This is a genomic window from Hymenobacter yonginensis (genome assembly GCF_027625995.1).
Classification (GTDB): domain Bacteria; phylum Bacteroidota; class Bacteroidia; order Cytophagales; family Hymenobacteraceae; genus Hymenobacter; species Hymenobacter yonginensis.
Map to the genome: position 1 here is coordinate 3,211,804 of NZ_CP115396.1, position 23,510 is coordinate 3,235,313.

A 23,510-nucleotide genomic window follows, 5' to 3' on the forward strand; every position below is an offset into this window, starting at 1 on the left:
AGCGACCCTGAAACAGGGGCCGTCCCGGTATCACAATAAATTTTTCAACCCTATATAGCGGCGTCAGAAGGCCCGTTAGCGCGGCGTGGGGCGGGGCTTGCGGGGCTTTTTCGGGGCCGGGTACACGGTCAGCTCGCGGTAGCCGAACGTGGGGTCGGGCTCGCGCCGGAACTCCACGTCTTCGAGCACGCCCAGCACCAGCTCGGCGGTGGTGTAAACAAGGTTGCCATCGAGCAGATGCCCGCCCAGCGTGCGCCCCGTGGAGTCAGACACGGCCAGGTGCAGGTGGCTACCGCTGGTGGAAAGCGTGCCCACCAGACTCACGATTTCGAAGTGGCCACGGTACACGCTGGGGTTTTCCTGGTTGGCCAGCCGCAGGGTAGCCTGCGTAAGGCTGCCCACGCACGTCACGATGGCGCCGGCCTTTATCTGCTGCTGCTCCACGAAGGCGTTGAGCTGCTGGCGCAGATCCTGGCCAGGCGTCAGGCGCAGCGCATAAGTGCGCATGGCAGAAGGCAACGCGGCAGGAGCCGGGGCAGCGGGCTTAATAGCAGGCATGGCAGCAGGAGTTTGGGCCAGCAGCGGCGCGGCCGGCCCGGCTAGCAGCAAGGAAAAGAACAAACCGCAGAAACGAGTACGCATACTACAAAGAACGGCAGTTGTTGGGTGATGAGGTGATGGAGTAATGAGGTGATAGGATGTCATAATAGAGGCGCAGCCGAAGCATCTGGCGAGTGTAGTGACTTTACCACACTAGCGAGATGCTTTGGCTGCGCCTCTACATAACGGATGAGCTGACTTTAGTTCTTCATTACCCCATCACCCCATCACCTCATTCCTTCATCACTCACCGATTAAAGCGGACGTTGCCGTAGCGCACTTTGATGTTGACGTTGCTGGCGGCTGAGCGGCTGCGGCTGGCCACGCCGAAGGTACCCTGCATGTCGCTGGATGCCGGGCCACTTTCCTCGGCCTCTACCCGCACCAGCTTCTTGTCCACGAGCAGCTTGCCGTGCTGGGTGTTCACGTCGAAATTGAAGCCGGCGTCGTCGGCGAAGTTGAGCAGAATGGTGCTGTAGCCGCCGTCGAGGTTGATGACGCGGAAGTTTTTGCCGGTGTTGCGCACCTCGAAGTTGGGGCAGTACTGCACCGTCATGTCGAGGCGGTCGGAGAGCTTGTCGATGCTGAAGCGGGAGTAGCCGGAGGTGCCGCGCAGGTTCTGCACCGTGCCCAGGGCCACGTCGCCGTACTTGCTGTGCACGGTCAGGTCCTGCACCGTCCCAATGTCGATATCCGAGTAGTTGTTGCGCAGATCCACCAGCAGGCCGGCATCCAGGCGCAGCCGCGAGTACGAGGCATCAATGCTGGCGCGCTTGGCGTACCCCACCGAGGCCTGCCCGTTGCCGACGCGCAGCAGGTTCTGCGGGCCGTCGAGGCGGCCGGTGCGCAGCGTGCCGTACTCCACGGCCAGTTCGGTGGCGCCGGTCAGGTCGCCGTTGATGCTCACGTCGCCGAAGGTGCTGAACACATGCAGCGGCGTGTTGCGCGGCACCCACACCGTGTAGTTCACCTCATAGAGCTTGGTGCGGCTCCAGCAGCCGTGCGGCATAGCGCCGAAGCGCGAATTAGCCGAAATACCGCCCGTGGTGGGGTCGTTTTCGAGCAGCTGCACCTGAATCATGTCCTGGAGCTGCTGGGCCTGGGTTTCGGTTTCGGCCCGCGTGATGATGTCCACGTCGGTGCGGATTTCCGGGCGGTTCCACACGTTCACGAGCACGCGGCCGTAGCGGGTATTGAGAGCAAACGGCTTGCCGTTGGCGGCGCTGAACGTGCGGCTCAGGCGGCGCGTCTTCTCCACGGCCGGGGCCGGCGTGGCCTCATCCTGCGGGCCCTGCGGCCCTTGCACACCCTGCCCTTCGGCCGGGCCGCCCTGCAGCGGCAGCGGCGCGGCCTCGGGGCCGGCCTGGTAGAAGTGCGCTTCCACCGACTGCGCGCGCACGGCGCTGCAGCCGGCCAGCACCAAGCCACCCAGCAGTACCGCCTGGTTCAGAAGCTGGCGTAGGGGCTGGCTCATGGCTGGGGCTGGTTGGTGGCGGCCGGCGTGCCCTGCGCCTGATACTCCTGCATCTGCTCCCGGGTGCGGGTTTGCTGGTTGAGGATGTCGAGGCGGATCTGCAGGTTGCGATTCATGGCATCGAGCACCACAGTGGGCTCGGGGTTGCGGTAGAGCTCCTGCTTGAGCTGCCGGTAGGTCGAGTCGAGGCCGGCCAGCTCGCGCTGCCAGTCGGCGGCGGCGCCGGCGGGCATGGCGGCTTCCAGCTTCTGCAGCTGGGCCTGGCGCTCTTCAATCTGCACGGCAAAGTAGCTTTCCATGCGGCGCACTTCCTGCGTGAGGCGCTGGGCCGGCGAGGCCGAGGCCGCCTCTGCTATCGGCTCGGCTTCAAAGCCAAAGGACAGGCCCGCTGGGCTTTCAATACCCGCAGCAGTGGCGGGCGGGGCCACAGTGGCCGTGGTGGCGGTCCAGGCACCGGAGTGGCTGTTGGTGTTGCTCCAGATGGCGCCGAGGCCGGCCAGCAGCAACGCGGCGGTGGCGGCAGCCATGGCCGGGCGCGGCAACCAGGTGGCGCGGCGGGCGGCGGGGGCAGGAGTGGCAGGGGCTTCGGCCGCCGGGTGCAGGCGCACCACCCGCAGCGGAGCAGGCTCCTCGTCGGGCGTGGCGGTAGCAGGGGCAGCGGCGGAATCCGCCAGCTGCGCCTCAATGGCGTCCCACAAGTCCGGGCGCGGCTCAAACACGTCGAAGTCGGCGCGGTGCCGCTCAACGAAATTTTCCAGTCCGGTTTCTTTGTCGTTCATGTTCGGGGTGGTACTAGGGGCACTATGGGGTTCTGCAGCTGCCCAAGGGCATTGTCAGAGGGGAAAAGCAAAGCAGGTAGGTGGTATCAGGCCGTGAGGCCGCGCTGGCTGGCCAGTTCCAGCAGTTTCTTGCGGGCCCGGCTGTACTGCGACTTCGACGTAGACTCCGTGATGCCTAGAATGCCGGCTATTTCGGCGTGGTCATAGCCTTCGAGCAAATACAGAGTCAGCACCACGCGGTAGCCGTCGGGCAGCTCCTGCACGCAGCGGCGCACCACGTCGGCGCGCCAGTGGGTTTCGTCGCTGTCGGCGGCGTAGTCGGACGGCTCAGGGCCGGCGGCGGCATCGTGCTGCTCGCCCAGCGGCACCAGCTGCAGGCGCCGGTTGCGCAGGCAGTTGATGCTTTTGTTGATGACGATGCGCTTCAGCCAAGAGCCAAACGACGAGTCGCCTTTGTAGCTGTGCAGCTCCCGAAACGCACTCAGGAAGGCTTCCTGCAGCACATCTTCGGCCTCTGCGTAGTTGCCGGTGATGCGTAGCGAGGCGTTGAACATGGCCTTGGAGTAGCGCTTGTATATCTCGGCCTGGGCCCGCCGGTCGCCCAGGCGGCACCGCTCTACCAGCGGGGCGTTGATATCGGTATAAGCAAAAGCTTCCATAAGCGAAAAGCGGAAGGTGAAACAGGCGAAAGTCAGCGAATATCCGACTTTCCAAGCGAAGCTGCTACATGCTGGAGGGCAAGCAGGTGAAAGACAGCCGCGTGGTGCCAGGGTTGCACCTGTCCGCCAACATTGCCGCCCGGCGCGGTATGTTTGCAACTGCCTTATCTGCTATTCTTTCCGTTAAGCTATTCTGCCCACATGAAGTTTCTTCCATTCCTGTTTTTTGCCGCTACCGCCCTCGTCGCCTGTAAAAAGGACACCGACGCCCCCGCCATCGACTTCGGCCCCAACGGTGGCATCACTATGCGCGACAAGTTCGATAACCCCCAAGGCACTATCGACTCCACCGACTGGACACTGGACGGCATCTGGAATCAGCAGGAGCAGGATCTGTTCAAGGACTTGGGGCTGGATCTGAACGTCGCTGCCAGCGGCACGATGTCCCTGCTCAGCGCCTACCCCAATCCGGTAGCCTCCCAAGTAGTGTTCGAATACGAAACGCCGCTAGCCGTGACGTGCAGCTTTGTGATAGTGGATGACAAGTATCGGGTGATCAAACCGTTGAAAACATCCATTGTGCAAACCAATACCGGCTTTTACTTCGATATGAGCCAGGACTTTCCACCAGGCAAGCGCTACCGGCTTTATTACGTGTTCCAGAACGGCTCAACGCTCTACTACAAAGGCCACGGCGACATCAAAGTCGGGATGTAGCATAGGCTTCAGCCTGTGCCGACTTGCACTTCGAGTAAAAGCAAAAGGCCGCCATCTGGTTGATGGCGGCCTTTTGCTTTGTGTAACTACGCAGTCTGGCACAGGCTGAAGCCTATGCTACATGCAGCTAGAAATCAAACTTGATACCCTGGGCCAGCGGGAGCTGGGTGCTGTAGTTGATAGTGTTGGTCTGGCGGCGCATGTACACGCGCCACGCGTCGGAGCCCGACTCGCGGCCGCCGCCGGTTTCCTTCTCGCCACCGAATGCGCCGCCGATTTCGGCACCGCTCGTGCCGATGTTCACGTTGGCAATGCCGCAGTCGGAGCCGGTGTGGGCCAGGAAGGCTTCGGCCTCGCGCATGTTCAGCGTGAAGATGCTCGACGAGAGGCCCTGGCGCACGCCGTTCTGGATAGCAATGGCGTTTTCCACGTCGCCGCTATACTTAATCAGGTACAGAATGGGCGCGAAGGTTTCTTCCTGCACGGTGTGGTAGGCGTTGTCGGCCTCCACCAGCGCGGGCGTCACGTAGGTGCCGGTTTCATAGCCGGCGCCGCTCAGCACCTCACCGCCGATGAGCAGCTTGCCGCCTTCCTTCTGCACGGCTTCGAGGGCTTTGGTGAAGGCTTGCACGGCGTCCGTGTCGATGAGCGGACCCACCAGTTTGCCGTCCTGCAGCGGGTGGCCGATGGGCAGGTTGGGGTAGATTTTCAGCAAGCGGGCCTTCACATCCTCAAAAATAGACTCGTGGATGATGACGCGGCGGGTAGTGGTGCAGCGCTGCCCAGCCGTACCCACGGCCCCGAACACGATGGCGCGGATGGCAATTTCAAGGTCGGCGTGCTGGGTGAGGATGATGGCGTTGTTGCCGCCCAGCTCCAGCAGCGCGCGGCCCAGGCGGGCGCCCACCACTTCGCCTACCTTCTTGCCCATGCGGGTGCTGCCCGTGGCCGACACCAGTGGCACGCGGCCGTCGGCGGCCATGGCCGCCCCAATCTCGGCGTCGCCGATAACCAGGTTGAAGATGCCTTCGGGCAGCTCGTTTTCGCGCAGCACGTCCTGGATGATGTGCTGCACGGCCACGGCCACCAGCGGCGTCTTCTCCGAGGGCTTCCAGATGCAGACGTCGCCACAGACGGCGGCCAGCATGGCGTTCCAGCTCCACACGGCCACCGGGAAGTTGAAGGCCGAGATGATGCCCACCACGCCCAGCGGGTGGTATTGCTCGTACATGCGGTGCGCCGGGCGCTCCGAGTGCATCGTGAAGCCGTGCAGTTGGCGCGAGAGGCCCACCGCAAAGTCGCAGATGTCAATCATTTCCTGCACTTCGCCAAGGCCTTCCTGCAGGATTTTGCCCATTTCGTAGCTCACCAGCTTGCCCAGCGGCTCCTTGAACTCGCGCAGCTTGTTGCCAATCTGGCGCACAATTTCGCCGCGCTTGGGGGCCGGCACGGTGCGCCAGGTCAGGAAGGCTTCCTGGGCCTTCTGCACCACCTGCTCGTAGTCGGCGGCGGTGGCAAACGTAACGCTGCCAATGAGCTTGCCGTCGGTGGGCGAGTGGATGGCGCGGGTCTGGGCATTGCCCTGGCCGCCCCACACAAGGCCGGTGCTCCAGGCGGCGTTGGTGGCTTCTACGCCCAACTCGCGCAGCACCTGCCGGATGCCGTGGTGGTCGTGGTCCTGTACGTCGGTGCCGGTGGCGGTAGCTTCTTCGAGGGCTTGTTTCATGAGAAAGGTTGGGTGGGAAATGCGGATTGGTATTCAGCAAATCTAATGAATTGGCGCGGGGGCTACTATTTCCCGCGTCCCGCGTTACCGGGTTTCAACGCAAAAAAGCTCCTGCTACGAGTGTAGCAGGAGCTTTTCAGATATTTCCGGCCGCTGGAATCCTCAGATTCCTCGCTTGGCTCAGAATGAAGGCTACTCGGCCTGCCCGATGGGGTAGTAGGCTTTGCGGCCGTCGGGGTACACGCCTTCTACCAGCGCGCCCTGGCTTTCCTTGGCGGCTTCCAGGTACTGGGCCACGTCCTGGGGCTTGCTCACCTTGTTCTTGTCGATGCGGGTGATGATGAAGCCGTCGGCAATGCCGGTTTCGCGGAAGTTGGAGCCCTGGATGCCGCTGATTTTCGCGCCGCCTTCCAGGCCCAGCTTGTTCATTTCCTGCTTGCTCACCGGGGCCAGCGTAGCGCCTTCATACTTGATAACCTTGGCCAGCTCTTCCCGAATAATGTCGGTGGTGCCGGTGGAGTTGCGCAGCGTAGCCGAGGCAGTGCGCGTGTCGGAGCCGCGGAGGTAGGTCACCTTGATTTTGTCGCCGGGGCGGAAGCGGGCTACCTGCTCCTGCAGCTGCGACGAGGTGTTCACCTTGGCGCCGTTGATTTCCGTGATGATGTCACCTTCCTTCAGGCCAGCATCAGCGGCTGAGCTGTTTTTGCTCAAACCCATCACGTACACGCCGCTCAGCGTGTTGAGCTTCTTCTCAGAAGCCAGCTGCGCGTCTACCTCCCGGATCTGCACGCCCAGCAGGGCGCGCTGCACCACTTTATATTTAAGCAGGTCATCAATCACCTTGCTCACGATGGAGCTGGGCACGGCGAAAGAGTACCCCACAAACGAGCCCGTCTGCGAGGCAATGGCCGAGTTGATGCCGATCAGGTCGCCGTTGAGGTTCACGAGCGCGCCGCCCGAGTTGCCGGGGTTTACCACAGCATCGGTTTGCAGGAAGCTCTCGATGCCCATACCCTGCTGGTCGCGCAGGATGTTGATGTTGCGGCCCTTGGCCGAGATGATGCCGGCCGTGACAGTGGAGTTCAGGTTGAAGGGGTTGCCCACGGCCAGTACCCACTCCCCTACCTTCACCTGGTCGGAGTTGCCGTAGCGAATAAAGGGCAGGTTGTCGGCTTTCACCTTGAGCAGCGCCAGGTCGGTGGTGGGGTCAGTGCCCACCAGCTCGGCCTCGAACTTGCGCTTGTCGTCCATCACCACCTCAATCTTGTCGGCCTTATCAATCACGTGGTTGTTGGTGACGATGTAGCCGTTGGCGGCGATGATAACGCCCGAGCCGGAGCCCTGCTGCGGCCCGCGCTGGGGCTGCTGGTACTGCTCGAACTCGTCGCCGAAGAACTGGCGTAGGAAGGGGTCCATGCGGGCACTGCCGCCGCCCTGGCCCGCTTTGGGCGCGTACTCCGTCATTACGTGCACCACGGCCGGCGTCACGGACGCCGCGGCCGCCGTGAAGTTGAGGCCTTCGGGCACCACGTAGTTGCTGCTGCGCAGCTCACTCGTGTACCGAACATTGGGGTCAGCCGCAATAGCCTGGGGCGCGTTGGGGCGCTCTGGCTCCAGCAGCTTGTACCCACCCACTGCCACGCCCCCGCCAAGTACAGCGGAACCGAGCAGACCGAGCATCATTTGTTTTGCTTGCATGGGTAAGAACAGTGAAAGAAGGGAAAAAGAGGAGAACCGAATTTAGGAAAGTGTGCGTGAACCAACAATGAAGCGGGCTTATGCAACGAAAGATGCGCGCCCGGCAGTATGAGGTTGCATCCAGCAGCCGAGCCGGGGCTTTTAGTCGACAAAACTGCCCACGGTGTCTGCCACTTTCCGCTGTCTACTCTAGCAACACGCGGGCCAACAAAAAAGGCACCCGTCTGGATGCCTTTTTTGCAGAACTCGCAGTGCCTAGCGCACTTCGATGTGATGTTTCGTCACTTTTTTGCTGTCAAAAGGCAGCTGCACGCGCAGAATGCCATCGGTCAGCTCGGCGTTGATGGCCGTTACGTCGACGGTGTCGGGCAGGCGGAAGCTACGGGTGAAGCTGCCGTAGCCGGTTTCGGTGCGGTGGAACTTCGGGGCGTTTTCGGCGGCCTCCGGCGCCTTCCGCTCGCCGCTGATGACGAGCTGGCCTTCCTGGAAATCGATATTGACGGCGTCTTTCGCTACGCCCGGCAGCGCCAGGTGCAGCTCGAAGCCGGCTTCGCTTTCCAGCACGTCGGCGGCCGGCGCGAAGGATTTGGAGGGTTGGTTCACGGCCGGCAGCGTGTCGCGCAGCATGTCGCTGAGCACGGCATTGAAGGCACGCGAAGGACGGAGAGCGGGGCGGTTGTTATACAGCAGAGTTGCCATGGTATGAGATGATGTAGTTGAGTCAGAAGTTGAATCTGTACCGTCAGGCACACCCTTACTCTATAAAATCCATACCAGTCGACTTTTAATGACAAAAAGGCATTAAAAGTATATTCGGCGAATTTCAGCCCTATTCATATTTCAACAAATACCGGCCATACAACCCATCAAGCCTCCTTTCACCCCAATTCAACTCACGACAAAAAGTCACAAATCAATTTAGTGCTGCGTTGGAAGCTGCCGGCGCTCGAACACGGAGCCGCCCTTGAAGAGGGTGAAGCGCAGATCCAGGCCCACGACCGGCGTGATGAGGTTGGTGCGGCCGCCGCCAGTGACGTTGCCGTTGGCATCGGTTTGCACCAATGCGTTGATGTAGGTGGTCTGCGACGCCACCCAGGGCGTGAAATCGAAATGCGGCGACACCCGCACGCCGATTTCGCCGCGCAGGTTGCCGAAGTCGATTACCCGCTCTTTCTCCTCCAGCTCGTCGCGCTGCAGGCGCAGATAGGCAGCAGCTTCGTAGGAGATGCGCGGGCGCAGGGCCAGGTTAGTGCCCAGCGGAAACACCCGGTCCAGGTCGAGGCGCAGGCGGGTGATGGCGCGGCTTTCGGCTCCCTCCTCGGTTGGCACGAAAACCTCTACGCCCAGCCGCTGCCGGAAATTGAAGCCGCCCAGCGTGTTCCAGTGCCGCACGAACAGTTCGGGCGTCAGATTGGTGTAGAGCCCGTTGCGGCTGCCGCCATCCCGCTCAACCTTATAAAAGTCGCTACGCAGCGTAGCGCCGCCGCTCCACTGCTCGTTCCAGAACCGCTCGTAGCCCAGGTTCAGGCCCACCTGTTCCAGGGTAGTGCCCTGAAAGGTGCCGGTGCTGATGGGCCCGCGCACGCCTAGCAGTATGTAGTCGTCGCCGGTCAGGGCCAGCTCGGCCTGTACCTCAGGCAGCAGCAGCGTGCTGCCCACGCTCCGGCGCTGGGCCGTGGCGGCGGTGGCAAGCAGACAGGTGGTGAGCAGTAGAACTTGGTGACGCATAAAAAAACAGCTGTAGCACAGGCTGCAGCCTGTGCCTATTGACAAATAGTAGTGTCCCGCGGTGCGAAGTGCCTTTGTGCGGGAGCGGTAAAGCCAGTAGCGCAAGCTTTGGGTTCTGGCACAGGCTGAAGCCTATGCTACATTTAGCTCGCAGAGCGTGAGCCAAGCCATCAGGCCGGGGCCGGTTTCCAGGGCTTTGGGCTCGATATCGAAAGTGGGCGTGTGCACGCTGGAAGCAAAGCGGCCGTCTTCGGCGCGGGTGCCGAGGCGGTAGAAACAGGCGTCGGCGGCCTGCGAGAAGTAGGCGAAGTCCTCGGCGGCCATCCACTGGTCCAGCTCAATCACGTTTTCCGCCCCCAGATATTGCTCGGCGGCGGCGCGCACACGGGCCGTGAGCTTGGGCTCGTTTTCCAGGTACGGGTAGCCGCGCCGGATTTCCAGCTCGCAGGTGGCGCCCATCGAGTCGGCCAGGCCTTCGCAGAGGCGGCGCAGGTGGCCGTGGGCCTCGTCGCGCCACTCCTCGTTCAGCGTCCGGAAGGTGCCTTCAATGTAGACCTCGTTGGGAATGACGTTGGTGGCGCCGTTGGCAATGACTTTGCCGAACGACAGCACCGAGGGCAACTTGGGGTTGGCGCGGCGACTCACAATCTGCTGCGCCGCCACAATGATGTGGGCGGCCACCAGCACGGGGTCGAGGTTCATTTCGGGCATGGCGCCGTGGCCGCCTTTGCCGCGCACGGTCAGGTAGAGCTCATCGGTGCTGGCCATGTAGCGGCCGGGCCGGATGCCAATTTGGCCGGCGGGCAGCATCGGGAAAACGTGCTGGCCCAGTACGCTGGCGGGCTTGGGGTTTTCGAGCACGCCTTCCTGAATCATCAGATTGGCCCCACCTGGCAGCCGCTCCTCGCCGGGCTGAAACATCAGCTTCACGGTGCCCTCAAACTCGTCCTTCAGCGCCACCAGAATGCGGGCCACGCCCAGCAGCGACGACGTATGCACGTCGTGGCCGCAGGCGTGCATCACGCCGGGGTTCCGGGATTTGTAGGGTACTTCGTTCTGCTCCGTGATGGGCAGCGCATCCATGTCGGCGCGCAAAGCCACGGTGCGGGAAGCTGGGTTGCGGCCCTCGATGAGGGCCACCACGCCGGTTTTGGCAATGGGCTGAGGCTGCAAGCCCAGCTGCCGCAGCTGCTCAGTCACAAAGGCCACGGTGTTGTACTCCTCAAACGACAGCTCGGGGTGCGCGTGCAGATGATGGCGTAGGGCAACGGTATCGGCGGCGTGCTCGGTGGCCAGCGCTTTGATGCGGGAAAGCAGGTGTTGCATGAAACGGGTTGTCAGTGGTTAGTTATCGGTTGTCAGTTGAATACAGATTACCGGTCATTAGAGCAGACCGACAACTATCACCTGACAACCAACAACGCTAGTACGCCGCCTTGTTTAGCACCACCTGCGCCGATTCCAGCTCGGCCTTTGGGGCCAGCGGCCGGATACGGAGCATGGCCTGCTCGGCTTCGAGGCGCGTGAGGTAGTCGCCGATGTAGAGGCGGAACACCGGCTGCCGGAAGGTCAGGTAGTCGGTTTCGTCGGGGTAGCGGCTAATGACGGCGCGGCGGATGCTCATGGCCTGCTCGCGCTCCAGCCCCACGTAGGCCAGAATGCGGAAGCCCTGGGCATACTTCACGTTCTGGTTGGTGAAGGCCTGGTCGCGCAGGCGCTGCTCAATCTGGGCATTCACCTGGTTGGTGGGCGTTACCGGGGTGCGCGTGGCGGCTGGCACAGCCATTTCCTTGGGCGCGGTGAAGACGGGCCGGTAGCGGCTCAGGTCTTCGGCGGGCACGGCTGGTGCGGCCTGGGCGGCGCGGGTCTTGGTGGTATCGGCGGGGGCGGCGGGGCCGGTGGTGGCGGGCGCGGTGGCGGCGCAGGCGCCCAGGGCCAGGAATGCGGGAAGCAGCAGCACGTTACGCAGTAGGGGTTTCATCATGGTCATCAAGCAAAGCCAAGCTGTTGGAGGAGCCCAGCCGGTCGGCGCCGGCCGCAACCAGCGCCAGCGCAAACGCCCGGGCCCGGATGCCGCCGGAGGCCTTGATACGGATAGTGTCCGGCAACGATTGCCGCATCAGCGTAATATCGGCCACTGAGGCGCCGCGGCTGGCAAAGCCGGTGGAGGTCTTCACGAAGTCCGCCCCGGCCTCGGCGCACAGCCGGCAGGCCGTCACGATTTCCTCCTCGGTCAGCAGCGCCGTTTCGATAATCACTTTCAGAATGGCGCCGCGGAAGTGGCACAGCTCGGCCAGCTGCCCGATTTCCTCTTCCACTTCGGCCAGCTCGCCGGCCTTGAGGGCGCCCACGTTGATGACCATGTCCAGCTCCGTGGCGCCGTCGGCCAAGGCCAGATGGGCTTCAAAGAACTTCACCTTGGCCAGCGCGTAGCCTAGCGGAAACCCGATAACGGTGCACACCGGCACGCCGCTGCCGTGCAGTTCATCGGCCGCCAGGCGCACGTAGCAGGGCGGCACGCACACGCTGGCAAACTGCTGCGCGGCGGCCTCCTGGCACAGCTGCCGGATCTGGGCGGGCGTGGCATCGGGGCGCAGCAGCGTATGGTCGATGTAAGGAGCGAGGTTCATAGGGCAGACAAAGGTAGAAGGTATAGCGCGAAACGGACTGGCACCTTACAACAAACGGGCCGCGCTTCCTGCTGGAAACGCGGCCCGTTCTGTGGCTTGTGGCGGCCTTATGCCTCGTCAACCAGCACGCAGCGGTTGTTGAGCAGGTCGTCTTCCACGGTCTTGTATTTCACGTCGCTCACAATGCGGCCGTCCATGTACTGCACGGTCACTTTCTCGTTGCGGTTGGCCACTTTCTGCGAGCGGGCCGGCATCTGCTTTTCCAGAATCTGCGCGTCGTCGGGGCCCATGTCCTCGGGGCCGGCACCCAGCGAAACCGACGACACTTCCTTCTCGGCCGTCAGCTTGGGCATCGGGGCAGGCGTGGGCAGCTCGTCTTCGATGTAGAACTCGGCCTCGTCGGTGCCCTGGGCGCCGCCCTGCACCGGAATGTCGGCGCGGAACAGGAACGACAGGGTGTCTTCGTTCACCTTGCCGATCATGCCTTTGAACAGCTCGAAGCTCTCAAACTTGTACACCAGCAGCGGGTCTTTCTGCTCGTACACGGCGTTCTGCACCACCTGCTTCAGGTCGTCCATCTGGCGCAGGTGCTGGGTCCAAGCGGTGTCGATAGTCGACAGCACCACGGATTTCTCCATGCTCCGGATGATTTCGTGGCCACCCGTGGCCTGCGCGCGGCGCAGGCTGGCTACCGCCGAAACCTGCTTACGGCCATCCGTGAAGGGCACTGCCACGTTCTCGAACGGGGCGTTCTGCTCCAGCAGGCTGTTCACGAGCGGCATGGCGTTGCCGGCAATGTGGTCGTTCTTGCTGTGGTAGTAGCCCAGGGCCTCGTCGTAGAGCTTCTGCGACAGGGTGCCGGCGGCCATGCCCTTCATTTCGGCTTCCGTGATGTAGGTATCGTAGCCGTACACGCGGATGATGGCCAGCTTGAAGTCCTCGTAGTCGCCCGAGATTTTGTGGGCGGCCACGATGTCTTCAGCCACGTCGTAGATCATGTTCCACACGTCCAGCTCCAGACGCTCGCCGAACAACGCGTTGCGGCGGCGCTTGTACACCACTTCGCGCTGGGCGTTCATCACGTCGTCGTACTCGAGCAGGCGCTTGCGCTGGCCGAAGTTGTTTTCCTCGACCTTCTTCTGGGCGCGCTCAATCGAGCTGGTAATCATCGAGTGCTGAATTACCTCGCCTTCTTCCAGGCCCATACGGTCCATGAGCTTGGCAATCCGGTCGGAGCCGAACAGGCGCATCAGGTTGTCTTCGAGGCTCACGAAGAACTGCGAGGAGCCCGGGTCGCCCTGGCGGCCGGCGCGGCCCCGCAGCTGGCGGTCTACGCGGCGGCTTTCGTGGCGCTCCGTACCGATGATGGCCAGGCCACCCGCAGCTTTAGAGGTTTCCTTGAGCTTGATGTCGGTACCGCGGCCGGCCATGTTGGTGGCAATGGTCACGGTGCCGGGGTAGCCGGCGGCGGCTACAATCTCGGCTTCGCGCTGGTTCTGCTTGGCGTTGAGCACTTGGTGCTGGATGCCGCGCAGCTTCAGCATGCGGCTCACCAGCTCCGATATTTCCACGCTCGTGGTACCTACCAGCACCGGGCGGCCGGCCTGCACCAGCGTCTGGATTTCCTCGGCCACGGCGTTGTACTTCTCACGCACGGTCTTGTACACCTTGTCGTGCTCGTCTTTGCGCTGGATGCCGCGGTTGGTCGGAATCACCACCACGTCGAGCTTGTAGATGTCCCACAGCTCGCCGGCTTCGGTTTCGGCCGTACCCGTCATGCCGCCCAGCTTGTGGTACATGCGGAAATAGTTCTGCAGCGTAACCGTAGCGTAGGTCTGGGTGGCGTCTTCCACGCGCACGTTTTCCTTGGCCTCGATGGCCTGGTGCAAGCCGTCGGAGTAGCGGCGGCCCTCCATGACGCGCCCGGTCTGCTCATCCACGATTTTCACCTTGCCGTCGTCGGTCAGGATGTACTGGTCGTCTTTCTCGAACAGCGTGTAGGCCTTCAGGAGCTGGTTTACGGTGTGAACCCGCTCGCTCTTCTCCTGGTAGTCCTGCATCAGCCGCTCCTTCTGGTGCAGCTTTTCGTCGTCCTTGAGGCTGTTGTTTTTCTCGAGGTTGGCGATTTCCGAGCCGATGTCGGGCATGATGAACAGGTGCGGATCTTCGCCCTGGGCCGTAATCAGGTCGATGCCTTTTTCGGTCAACTCGATCTGGTTGTTCTTTTCGTCAATCGTGAAGAACAGCGGCATGTCGGCCTGCGGCATCTGGCGGGCGTTGTCCTGCAGGTAGTGGTTTTCCACTTTCTGCAGCACGGCGCGCATGCCGGTTTCGCTCAGGAACTTGATCAGCGGCTTGCTCTTGGGCAGGCCACGGTAGGCGCGGAACAAAGCCAGACCGGCTTCGCCTTCCTTGTAGCCGTCTTTACCTTCCTTGATGCCTTTGCGGGCTTCCACCAGATACTGCTGCACCAGCTTTTTCTGCTCGTCTACGAGGCGCTGGATGCGGGGCTTGAGCTGGTAGAACTCGTGCACGTCGCCGCGGGGCACGGGGCCCGAGATGATGAGCGGCGTCCGGGCATCGTCAATCAGCACGGAGTCCACTTCGTCGACCATGGCGTAGTGGTGCTTGCGCTGCACCAGCTCGCCGGTTTCGCGCGCCATGTTGTCGCGCAGGTAGTCGAAGCCGAATTCGTTGTTGGTGCCGTAGGTGATGTCGGCGGCGTAGGCGGCGCGGCGGGCATCGGTGTTGGGCTGGTGCTTGTCAATGCAGTCCACGGTGATGCCGTGGAACTCGAACAGCGGCGCATTCCACTCCGAGTCACGCTTGGCCAGGTAGTCGTTGACGGTTACCAGGTGCACGCCGCGCTTGCTGAGCGCGTTCAGGAACGCCGGCAGCGTCGACACGAGGGTTTTACCCTCGCCGGTGGCCATTTCCGAAATCTTGCCCTGGTGCAGCACCACGCCCCCGATGATCTGGACGTCGTAGTGAATCATGTCCCAGGTGATTTCGGCGCCGGCCGCCAGCCACTTATTGCTCCAGATGGCTTTGTCGCCCTGAATCGTGACGTTCTTTTTGCGCTGCGCGTACTGGCGGTCGTAGTCGGTGGCGGTTACCACCAGCTGGCCGTTTTCGGTGTAGCGGCGGGCCGTTTCCTTCACCGTGGCAAAGGCAGCGGGCAGCACCTGCATCAGCACCACTTCCAGGTCTTTGTTGCGCTGCTTTTCCAGCTCGTCAATCTGGTCGAAGAGCTTCTCCTTGGCCATGATGTCGAGGCTGGCGTCGTCGTTGACGCGGGCGTGCAACGCGGCCAGCTGGTCGTCGAGCGGCTTCAGATGGGCGTCGATGCGGGCGCGCACCTCGTTGGTGTGCTCGCGCAGCTGGTCGTCGGAGAGCTGTGCCAGTTTGGCATATTCGGCGTTTACGAGCGCCACATAGGGGATAATCTCCTTCAAGTCCCGGTCCGATTTCGTTCCGAAAATCTTGGCGACGGTTTTCCCTAGAAAGTCAAACATGCTGTTATTTTTAAACTGAAACGCCGGGGCGTACCTCAAATTTACAGTGTTTTCCGGGATTCTCCCGGTCAAATACCGTAAACGCGCCGCCCCGGACCCCAAAACGACAAACCCCGCATCCTCAAAGAGTGTGCGGGGTTTGTTTGATCGGCGAACTTGTCAGGTCCGGCAGCCGGATTAGAACGTCATGCTTCGCTGCGCTCCATCTGCCGTTTCAGCGGCGCTCTACTGCTTGGCCGGGTCGCGGGGCACCAGCTTCTCCATGATGGACGTGGAGCCGAGAATGGCCGGTTTCTGGGCCTTCTGGGCTTCTTCGCTCTTCTCCGTGAGGCGCTTGTAGAGCGTGAGAGCCTGGGCCACTACCTGGTCCATGTTGTAGTACTTGTAAGTGGCGAGGCGGCCCACAAAGTGCACGTTCGGGGTCTGGTCGGCCAGCTTCTTGTACTGGTTGTACAGGTCGGCGTTTTCGAGGCGCGGCACGGGGTAGTATGGGTCGCCCTCGGCTTTGGGGTACTCGTAGACCAGCGCGGTTTTGGGGTGTTTCTGACCGGTGAGGGCCTTAAACTCTGTGATGCGCGTGTACAGGTTGTCGTTGGGGTAGTTCACCACGGGCGCGGCTAGGTGCTGCTCCACGTTCAGGGTTTCGTGCTTGAACTCCAGCGAGCGGTAGGGCAGCTTGCCGTACTTGAAGTCGAAATACTCGTCCACCGGCCCCGTGAAAATCATTTCCTTGAAGGGAATGAAGTCAATGATGTCGTGGTAGTCGGTGTTGAGCATCACCTTGATGTTCGGGTGGTCTAGCATCCGCTCGAACATGCGGGTGTAGCCGTGCAGCGGCATGGCCTGGTAGGTATCGGTGAAGTACCGGTCGTCGCGGTTGGTGCGGGTAGGCACTCGGCTCGTCACCGATTTATCCAGCTCCGAGGGGTCCATACCCCACTGCTTGCGGGTGTAGTTCTTGAAGAACTTCTCGTACAACTCGCGGCCCACTTTGCTCACTACCACGTCCTCGGAAGTCCGGATTACGGGCACGTCTTCAGCTACTGACTCAAAGAACTGCTCTACCTCAAAGCTGTTCAGCGACAGGCCGTAGAGCTTGTTGATGGTGTCGAGGTTGATGGGCATGGGCACCATCTGGCCATCCACGGAAGCCAATACGCGGTGCTCGTAGGGGCGCCAGTCGGTGAAGTTCGACAGGTACTCGAAAACGTCTTTGGAATTGGTGTGGAAGATATGCGGGCCGTATTTGTGGACCAGGATACCGTCTTCGTTGTAATGGTCGTAGGCGTTGCCGGCAATGTGGCTGCGCTTGTCTACAATCAGCACTTTTTTATTTGAGCGGGTGGCCAGCCGCTCGGCCAGCACGCTGCCGGCAAAACCGGCCCCAACAATGAGGTAATCAAACATAGCGTACGGGGTGATGTGGTTGGTAGGGGGATTCGGAAAGGGAATTTTCAGGTAGTAGCGAGCGGGGCAACGGGTACTTTGGCGTACAGGCGGTCCTGCATCAAATCCAGCATCTGCTGCCAGGTCTGGTCCCAGGAAATGGTGGCGAGGTAGTCGTCGGTGCGCTGGCGCCAGTCGGCGTCCTGGGTCTGAGTCAGGGCCTTTTCGATGGCTTGGCCGAAATCAGCGGCGTTGTCGGCAATCTGCACGAGGTTCAGCTCGCCATAAGGGCGCACCACGTCGCGGATGGGCGTGCTGACCACGGGGCGGCCGGCAGCCAAGTACTCGGGCGTTTTGGTAGGCGAAATGAACTTGGTGCTTTCGTTGTCGGCGAAGAGCAGGGTGGCTACGTCCCAGCCCTGCAGGTAGGCGGGCAGCTCCTGGTAGTCTTTGCCGCCGAGGTAGTGCACGTTGGCCTGCCGCGGCAGCGTGGCCGGGTCAATCTTCACCACGGGCCCGATAATGACAAACTGCCACTCGGGGTGCGCATCGGCCAGCTGGCCCAGCAATTCAATGTCCAGGCGCTCATCCACCACGCCAAAGAAGCCAACGCGCGGGTGCGCAATGCCGGCCTGGTCGGCGGGCTCGGGCATGGCCTGGCGGGCCTGGCCGAAGTGGGCCTTGTCGATGCTGCTGGGAAAGGGGTGCGCGTCGCGGTGCTGCTGGCGCTTGGCTTCGTAGAGCGTGTGGCCGCCCGTGAACACCAGATCGGCCTTCTCGAACAGCTCCTGCTCCCGCTCGCGCAGCTCCGGCGGCGCAAACTTGAAGGCGGCCAGCTCGTCCATGCAGTCGTAGACGGTCAGGAGCGGCTTGAAGAAGCGCGACTTGCCCAGGGCCATTGGCGTGTAGTACCAGAACAAGTACTTATCCACGCCCTGCTCGTCGAAATAGCGGCTCAGTACCTCAAACTGGGCCTGGTCGGCGGCAGCTTCATCGGCGCGCAACTTGTGCGGCAGATGCACCACCAGCACCTTCAGGCCCTGCTGGCGCTCCTTCACCTCCATATGCGGCTCGATGAGGTCGTCGGCGTGATAGAAGGCTTCTTCCACGTAGAAGACGCGGCCGTGCTGGGCAAAGCGCGAGAGCAGGTGCTGCGGGCGCTGCCATACAAAATCCCAGTGCAGGTGCGCAAAACACACTAAATCGGGCAGGGAATAGAAAGCAGAAACGGCAGCAGTGGGCGTAGTGGTAGCGGCAGAGTGAGAAGCACGTACTTCCGACTCCGCTGGTGTGGTCAGCGGCATAAGTCCAGATGGGATGAGTAATCGGGGGTACAGGCTTCTAATGGTAGCTTCTGCCTCAACAGCCTGTCGGCCCCTATCGGCTATACGCCCGATTCTCTAAAAGGATATTGTCGACCTAACGCTAACTTACTTGGCATAGTTCAACTAAAACCAATAGTTCGTACTACTTTCAGAGCAAAAGCTGCATTTCCACGGCATCGTGCCAGCCATCGGCGCGGCGCAGCCACTGCTGCCGGGTGCCTACCGTATGGAAACCGGCGGCCGCAAACAGCGCCAGGCTGGCCGTATTGTCGGCGGCGATGGTGCAGTGCAGCTGGTGCAGCCGCAGCACCTGCCGGGCATAAGGCGGCAGCAGCTGCAGAGCGGCCTGCGCGTAGCCCTGGCGGCGGTGGGCCGCCAGCACCACAATGCCCACCCCAGCGCGCTGGTGCAGGGGCTCAAACCCGAAAATATCCACGGTGCCCACGGCCGCACCGGTGGCGGTGGCGCACAGCACCAGCCGCAGCTGCCGCACCTCGTGGAAGTCGGCGGCGGCGCTGTCGAGGTACTGGCGCAACGTGTAGCGCGACACGGGCGCCAGCGTATCGGACACGCTCCAGACCGCGGGGTCGTTTTCCAGCGCGTACAGGAAGTCGAGGTCGTCGGCTTCGAGGGGGCGCAGGAATACGAGGTCGGAACGGAGCATAACGGGGGCCTCCCCCCCTCTTCGATGGAGAGGGGGAACTAGCTGATAGTTTCTTCTAAAGCTAGCTCGCCTCCTTTTACAAGGAGACGGTTGGGGTGGTTGAAAATGACAGAATGTTTTTTAAAACCAGTTTCCCCTCTCTTTTGGAGAGGGGGCTAGGGGGTGAGGTCCGGCACAGGCTGAAGCCTATGCTACATCTATTTTCCCCTCAAACACCCGTGTGGCGGGGCCGATGAGGTAGACGTGCTGGAACGAGCCGTCGGGCTGGGTTTGGAACTCTACGCGCAGGTCGCCGCCGGGGGTGCGCAGGTGCACGGGGCTGGTGGCGCCGTGCTGCGAGGCGGCCAGCGCCACGGCCGTGACGCCGGTGCCGCAGCTCAGAGTTTCGTCTTCCACGCCCCGCTCGTAGGTGCGCACCTGCCAGGGCTGGCCGGGCGCGGCGGGCGCCTCCACGAAGTTGATGTTAGTGCCTTTCTCATGGAACAGCTCGCCGTAGCGGATGGCGCGGCCTTCGGCAAACACGTTCAGCTCGGCCAGCGTGCCAGCCGCCTGCAGGCGCACCACGTGCGGCGAGCCGGTATCGAGGAACACGCCCAGCCCTTCCAGCGGCTGCTGCCCGGCCACGTCCTGCATCCGCAGGTGCACAGTGCCGTCGGCGTCGATGCGGGCCTCGTGGGGGCCGTCGGCGGCCAGGAAGTGGGTCTCGGTTTCGATGACGCCCAGCTGCCGGGCAAAGGCCACGGTGCAGCGCCCGCCGTTGCCGCACATCGAGCCCAGGTGGCCGTCGGCGTTGAAATACACCATCTCGAAATCGTACTCCGGGTGGTTGCGCAGCAGAATCAGGCCGTCGGCGCCAATGCCGCGGCGCCGGTCGCAGAGGTGGCGCACCAGCGCGTGGTCGGCGGCATCGAAGGTCTCGGCGCGGTCGTCCAGCATCACGAAGTCGTTGCCGGTGCCCTGGTATTTGTGGAAGTGCAGCGTGGTGCTCATGGGGCAAAGGTAATGAGGTGATGGGGTGAATCGTGATGAGGTGATGAGGTGAATCGTGACAGGTGACAGGTGACAGGTGACAGGTGACAGGTAAAGGAAGAACGTCATTCCGAGCTTGCGAGGAATCTCGCGTGCTGCTGACGTTGACCTCCCCCCCGGCCCCCTCTCCGGTGGAGAGGGAGAGCCTGACGAGCTTTTTCGGTGAGACTGCTTTCTGGTGATTTCCATACTGGTGAGATTCCTCGCAAGCTCGGAATGACGTTCTTCCTTTACCTGTCACCTGTCACCTGTCACCCCATCACCTCATCACCATTCACCTCATCACGATTCCCTTCATCACCTCATTACCCCCTTCGTACCTTTGCGGGCATGTACACCTTCCTGACCACGAGCCCCTGGGCCGACTACGAGCTGATTGACGCCGGCAACTTCGAGAAACTGGAGCGTTTTGGCCAGCACATTCTGGCCCGGCCCGAGCCCCAGGCCATCTGGGACCCGCACCTGCCGGCTTCGGAGTGGCAGCGCGCCAACGCCACGTTCACCCGCGAAAAGGGCAGCCAGGAGCGTGGACAGTGGAAAATCAAGCCCGGTACGCCCGAGCAGTGGCTAATTGGCTACGAGCGGCCCGACGGCCTGAAGCTGCGGTTTCGGCTGGGCATGTCGTCGTTTAAGCACGTGGGGCTGTTTCCGGAGCAGGACCCCAACTGGCAGTTCATCTACAACCAGACCCGCAAGCGCAAAGCCGCCGTACCGCGCGTGCTCAACCTGTTTGCCTACACCGGCGCCGCCACGCTGGCTGCCCGCGCCGCCGGCGCCGACGTCACGCACCTCGACTCGGTGAAGCAGGTGAACTTCTGGGCCCGTGACAACATGGAAGCCTCCAACCTCGACGGCGTGCGCTGGCTGGTGGAAGACGCCATGAAATACGTGCGGCGCGAGGTGAAGCGCGGCAGCAAGTACCAGGGCCTCATCCTCGACCCGCCCGCCTACGGCCGCGGCCCCAACGGCGAAAAATGGCAGCTGGAAGACGAGCTCAACGAAATGCTCAAGCTCTGCAAGGAGCTGCTCGACCCGCAGGACCACTTCTTCCTCGTCAACCTCTACTCGCTGGGCTTCTCGGCATTGATTCTCGACAATCTGGTGGGCGAAATCTTCCCGGACATGCGCGACAAGCGCGAAATCGGGGAAATCTACCTGCACGATGCCGCCGCTCGCAAGCTGCCGCTGGGCACATTCTGCCGGTTCGCCACGTAAGTTAGCCGGGATTGGGGCCGCGAGCCAGAACGTCATTCCGAGCTTGCGAGAAATCTCGCTCGTGTAGTAATCAACCGGCTCCAACATCAGCACGCCCGCGTTTAAGCCAGCTTGAATCGGCAACCGGTCCCTACCCTTCTATTCCTTCATGACCTCATCCTTCTAGTCCATGTCCGTTCATCATCCTCTGCACCGCCGGCTGGCCCTTATCGACATGGGCACCAACACGTTCCACCTGCTGATTGTGGAGCTGCCCGAGGCGCGCCACGCGCAGCCCGTTACGCTGCTGCGCACCAAGGTGGGCGTGCGGCTGGGCGAAGGTGGCATCAGCAAGGGCCAGATTGCGCCCGAGCCCTACGCGCGGGCCCTGCACACGCTGGCCGGCTTCAAGGAGGAAATGGAGCTGCACCAGGTAACGGACGTGCGCGCCACCGCCACCAGCGCCATGCGCGTCACCAGCAACGGCCCCGAGCTGGTGAAGGACATCTTCGAGCAGACCGGCATTCAGGTGGAAGTCATTGCCGGCGACCGGGAGGCCGAGCTGATCTGCGCTGGCGTGCGCCGGGCCGTGCCGCTGGGCCCGGAAAAGCACCTAATTATGGACATCGGCGGCGGCTCGGTGGAGTTCATCATTGCCGATGAAAGCCAAATCTTCTGGAAGCAGAGCTTTGAAATCGGGGCCCAGCGTCTGCTCGATAAGTTCTTCCCCGACCCCAGCGGCGTATTCCCGCCCGAGGCCGTAGCGGCCGAAAAAGCGTATTTCCAGCAGGTGCTGGCCCCGCTGGCCGCCGCCGTGGCCGAGTTCCGGCCGGTGGGCATGGTGGGCGCGTCCGGCTCGTTCGACAGCCTGGCCGACATGCACCTGGGTTGCCTGCGCGCCGAAGCCGACCTGCCGCCGTCCACAGATCTGCCGTTGGAGAGCTTCCACCGCAGCCAGCAGCAGCTGCTGAGCCTCCCGCACGAGCAGCGCAAGGCCCTGCCCGGCATCCTGCCCATGCGCGCCGACATGCTGGTGGTGGCCGTGGTGCTGATTGATTACGTGCTGGAGCTGACCGGCCTCACGCACCTGCGCACCTCGGCCTACGCCCTCAAGGAAGGCCTGCTGGCTGAAATGCTGGCGTCGTAGCTCAGGCTGTTCCAGATGCACCACGCGTCCCAGGGATGAAGCCCTGGGCTAGTGAGTTTTTTTCCCCAACTACGCTTATCTGCCCCACTTCGTAGCCCAGGGCTTCCGCCCTGGGCCATACGGGCCGCCCCTCTGCCAATGACCACTACCCTCTCCTACAACCAGCTCTTCACGTTTGCCGAGGCCGTTTTCAGCGGTATGGGCTGCCCCGACGCCGACGCCACTCTGGCCACCGAAACCCTGCTCTCCGCCGATTTGCGCGGGGTGGACTCGCACGGCGTGGCCCGGCTCATCGGCTACGTGCGCCTCTGGGAAGCCGGCCGCATCAACGCCACGCCCCGCGTAGGCGTCACCTACGAAACGCCCAGCACGGCCGTGGTGGACGGCGACGGGGGCCTGGGGCTGGTAGTAGGGCCGCGCGCCATGCAGGTAGCCATGGACAAGGCCCGGCAGGTGGGCACCGGCTGGGTGTCGGTGAAGAACTCCAACCACTTCGGCATAGCCGGCTACCACGCCATGCTGGCGCTGGCCCACGACATGATTGGGGTGGCCATGACCAACGCCTCGCCGCTGGTGGCGCCCACCTACTCGCTGGAACGGCTGCTGGGCACCAACCCCATTGCCGTGGCCGTGCCCGCCGGCGAGCAGCCCGATTTCGTGCTGGACATGGCCACCACCACCGCCGCCAACGGCAAGCTGGAAATCGCGCAGCGCAAAAACCTGCCGATTCCCGAAGGCTGGGCCCAGGATGCGGCCGGTGTGGGTTCCACCGATGCCAACGCCGTGAAGAACGGCGGGGCCTTGCTGCCGCTGGGTGGCGCCACTGGCTCGCACAAGGGCTACGGCCTGGGCGCGGTGGTCGATATTTTCTCGGCCGTGCTGAGCGGGGCTAACTACGGGCCCTGGGTGCCGCCGTTCGTGGCCTTCCTGCAGCCCTCGGCCAACCCCGTAGGCCAGGGTTTGGGCCACTTCTTCGGGGCGATGCGCGTGGATGCTTTCCGTCCCGCCGACGAGTTCAAGGCCCACATGGACAACTGGATTACCACCTTCCGCCAGGCCCAGGCCGTGGAGGGCCGCCACGTCCTCATCCCCGGCGACCCGGAGCGCGAAACCTCGGCCGTGCGGCTACTGGAAGGCATTCCGCTGCTGGAGCCCGTCATCCGCGACCTGGAAACCGTGGGCGCCAAGTTTGGCGTGAAGCTGTAACGTCGGCTGTTTGCTACGCTACAACAAAAAGCC

At 62.6% G+C, this 23,510-nt stretch carries 20 protein-coding genes; 4 read left to right on the plus strand and 16 right to left on the minus strand.

Annotated features, from left to right (window positions below):
* Positions 1-75: 75 nt before the first annotated feature.
* The 4 genes from O9Z63_RS13795 to O9Z63_RS13810 form a co-directional block, all read right to left on the minus strand.
* Positions 76-642: a PPC domain-containing DNA-binding protein gene (locus O9Z63_RS13795; RefSeq protein ID WP_333490315.1), complete on the minus strand. Its 567-nt coding sequence runs from the start codon at positions 640-642 to the stop codon at positions 76-78.
* Between the two features lie 205 nt (positions 643-847).
* A complete protein-coding gene (locus O9Z63_RS13800; protein ID WP_270125861.1) occupies positions 848-2,074 on the minus strand; it encodes a hypothetical protein in 1,227 nt (408 codons plus the stop codon).
* Positions 2,071-2,853 (minus strand): hypothetical protein, encoded by a 783-nt coding sequence (locus O9Z63_RS13805; RefSeq protein WP_270125862.1) that lies wholly within the window; start codon positions 2,851-2,853, stop codon positions 2,071-2,073. Before O9Z63_RS13805 ends, O9Z63_RS13800 begins: the two co-directional genes overlap by 4 nt.
* A gap of 86 nt (positions 2,854-2,939) precedes the next feature.
* Positions 2,940-3,512, minus strand: coding sequence for an RNA polymerase sigma factor (locus O9Z63_RS13810; RefSeq protein WP_044016117.1), 573 nt, complete (start codon positions 3,510-3,512; stop codon positions 2,940-2,942).
* A gap of 201 nt (positions 3,513-3,713) precedes the next feature.
* Between O9Z63_RS13810 and O9Z63_RS13815 the strand changes: the two genes are divergently transcribed.
* Positions 3,714-4,229: a hypothetical protein gene (locus O9Z63_RS13815; protein WP_270125865.1), complete on the plus strand. Its 516-nt coding sequence runs from the start codon at positions 3,714-3,716 to the stop codon at positions 4,227-4,229.
* Between the two features lie 127 nt (positions 4,230-4,356).
* Here the strand turns inward: O9Z63_RS13815 and amaB are convergent, their stop codons facing one another.
* The 12 genes from amaB to dapF form a co-directional block, all read right to left on the minus strand.
* The gene (amaB, locus tag O9Z63_RS13820; RefSeq protein ID WP_270125866.1) at positions 4,357-5,955 is read right to left on the minus strand and encodes an L-piperidine-6-carboxylate dehydrogenase; all 1,599 of its coding nucleotides are present in this window, start codon (positions 5,953-5,955) and stop codon (positions 4,357-4,359) included.
* A gap of 192 nt (positions 5,956-6,147) precedes the next feature.
* Positions 6,148-7,653, minus strand: coding sequence for a Do family serine endopeptidase (locus O9Z63_RS13825; protein ID WP_270125867.1), 1,506 nt, complete (start codon positions 7,651-7,653; stop codon positions 6,148-6,150).
* A gap of 255 nt (positions 7,654-7,908) precedes the next feature.
* On the minus strand, positions 7,909-8,352 hold the full coding sequence (locus O9Z63_RS13830; RefSeq protein WP_270125868.1) for an Hsp20/alpha crystallin family protein: 444 nt from the start codon (positions 8,350-8,352) through the stop codon (positions 7,909-7,911).
* 219 nt (positions 8,353-8,571) lie between these two features.
* The gene (locus O9Z63_RS13835; protein ID WP_270125869.1) at positions 8,572-9,381 is read right to left on the minus strand and encodes a hypothetical protein; all 810 of its coding nucleotides are present in this window, start codon (positions 9,379-9,381) and stop codon (positions 8,572-8,574) included.
* Positions 9,382-9,513: 132 nt separating this feature from the next.
* Positions 9,514-10,707, minus strand: coding sequence for a M20 metallopeptidase family protein (locus tag O9Z63_RS13840; protein WP_270125870.1), 1,194 nt, complete (start codon positions 10,705-10,707; stop codon positions 9,514-9,516).
* Positions 10,708-10,804: 97 nt separating this feature from the next.
* Positions 10,805-11,365 (minus strand): sporulation protein, encoded by a 561-nt coding sequence (locus tag O9Z63_RS13845; RefSeq protein WP_270125872.1) that lies wholly within the window; start codon positions 11,363-11,365, stop codon positions 10,805-10,807.
* Positions 11,343-12,011 carry a deoxyribose-phosphate aldolase gene (gene deoC, locus O9Z63_RS13850; RefSeq protein ID WP_270125874.1) on the minus strand — a complete coding sequence of 223 codons (669 nt, stop codon included), beginning with the start codon at positions 12,009-12,011 and terminating at the stop codon, positions 11,343-11,345. Before deoC ends, O9Z63_RS13845 begins: the two co-directional genes overlap by 23 nt.
* Positions 12,012-12,118: 107 nt before the next feature.
* The gene (gene secA, locus O9Z63_RS13855) at positions 12,119-15,526 is read right to left on the minus strand and encodes a preprotein translocase subunit SecA (protein ID WP_270125875.1); all 3,408 of its coding nucleotides are present in this window, start codon (positions 15,524-15,526) and stop codon (positions 12,119-12,121) included.
* 225 nt (positions 15,527-15,751) lie between these two features.
* On the minus strand, positions 15,752-16,933 hold the full coding sequence (glf, locus tag O9Z63_RS13860; protein ID WP_044016101.1) for a UDP-galactopyranose mutase: 1,182 nt from the start codon (positions 16,931-16,933) through the stop codon (positions 15,752-15,754).
* A gap of 47 nt (positions 16,934-16,980) precedes the next feature.
* On the minus strand, positions 16,981-18,216 hold the full coding sequence (locus tag O9Z63_RS13865; RefSeq protein WP_270125877.1) for a glycosyltransferase family 1 protein: 1,236 nt from the start codon (positions 18,214-18,216) through the stop codon (positions 16,981-16,983).
* A gap of 169 nt (positions 18,217-18,385) precedes the next feature.
* On the minus strand, positions 18,386-18,901 hold the full coding sequence (locus O9Z63_RS13870; RefSeq protein ID WP_270125878.1) for a GNAT family N-acetyltransferase: 516 nt from the start codon (positions 18,899-18,901) through the stop codon (positions 18,386-18,388).
* A 186-nt stretch (positions 18,902-19,087) separates the two neighbouring features.
* Positions 19,088-19,891 carry a diaminopimelate epimerase gene (dapF, locus tag O9Z63_RS13875; RefSeq protein ID WP_270125879.1) on the minus strand — a complete coding sequence of 268 codons (804 nt, stop codon included), beginning with the start codon at positions 19,889-19,891 and terminating at the stop codon, positions 19,088-19,090.
* A gap of 369 nt (positions 19,892-20,260) precedes the next feature.
* Between dapF and O9Z63_RS13880 the strand changes: the two genes are divergently transcribed.
* The 3 genes from O9Z63_RS13880 to O9Z63_RS13890 all read left to right on the plus strand — a co-directional run bounded on the left by O9Z63_RS13880 (position 20,261) and on the right by O9Z63_RS13890 (position 23,477).
* Positions 20,261-21,145 (plus strand): class I SAM-dependent methyltransferase, encoded by an 885-nt coding sequence (locus O9Z63_RS13880; RefSeq protein WP_270125880.1) that lies wholly within the window; start codon positions 20,261-20,263, stop codon positions 21,143-21,145.
* A 169-nt stretch (positions 21,146-21,314) separates the two neighbouring features.
* Positions 21,315-22,271, plus strand: coding sequence for a Ppx/GppA phosphatase family protein (locus tag O9Z63_RS13885; protein ID WP_270125881.1), 957 nt, complete (start codon positions 21,315-21,317; stop codon positions 22,269-22,271).
* A 138-nt stretch (positions 22,272-22,409) separates the two neighbouring features.
* Positions 22,410-23,477 (plus strand): Ldh family oxidoreductase, encoded by a 1,068-nt coding sequence (locus O9Z63_RS13890; protein WP_270125882.1) that lies wholly within the window; start codon positions 22,410-22,412, stop codon positions 23,475-23,477.
* Positions 23,478-23,510: the final 33 nt, after the last annotated feature.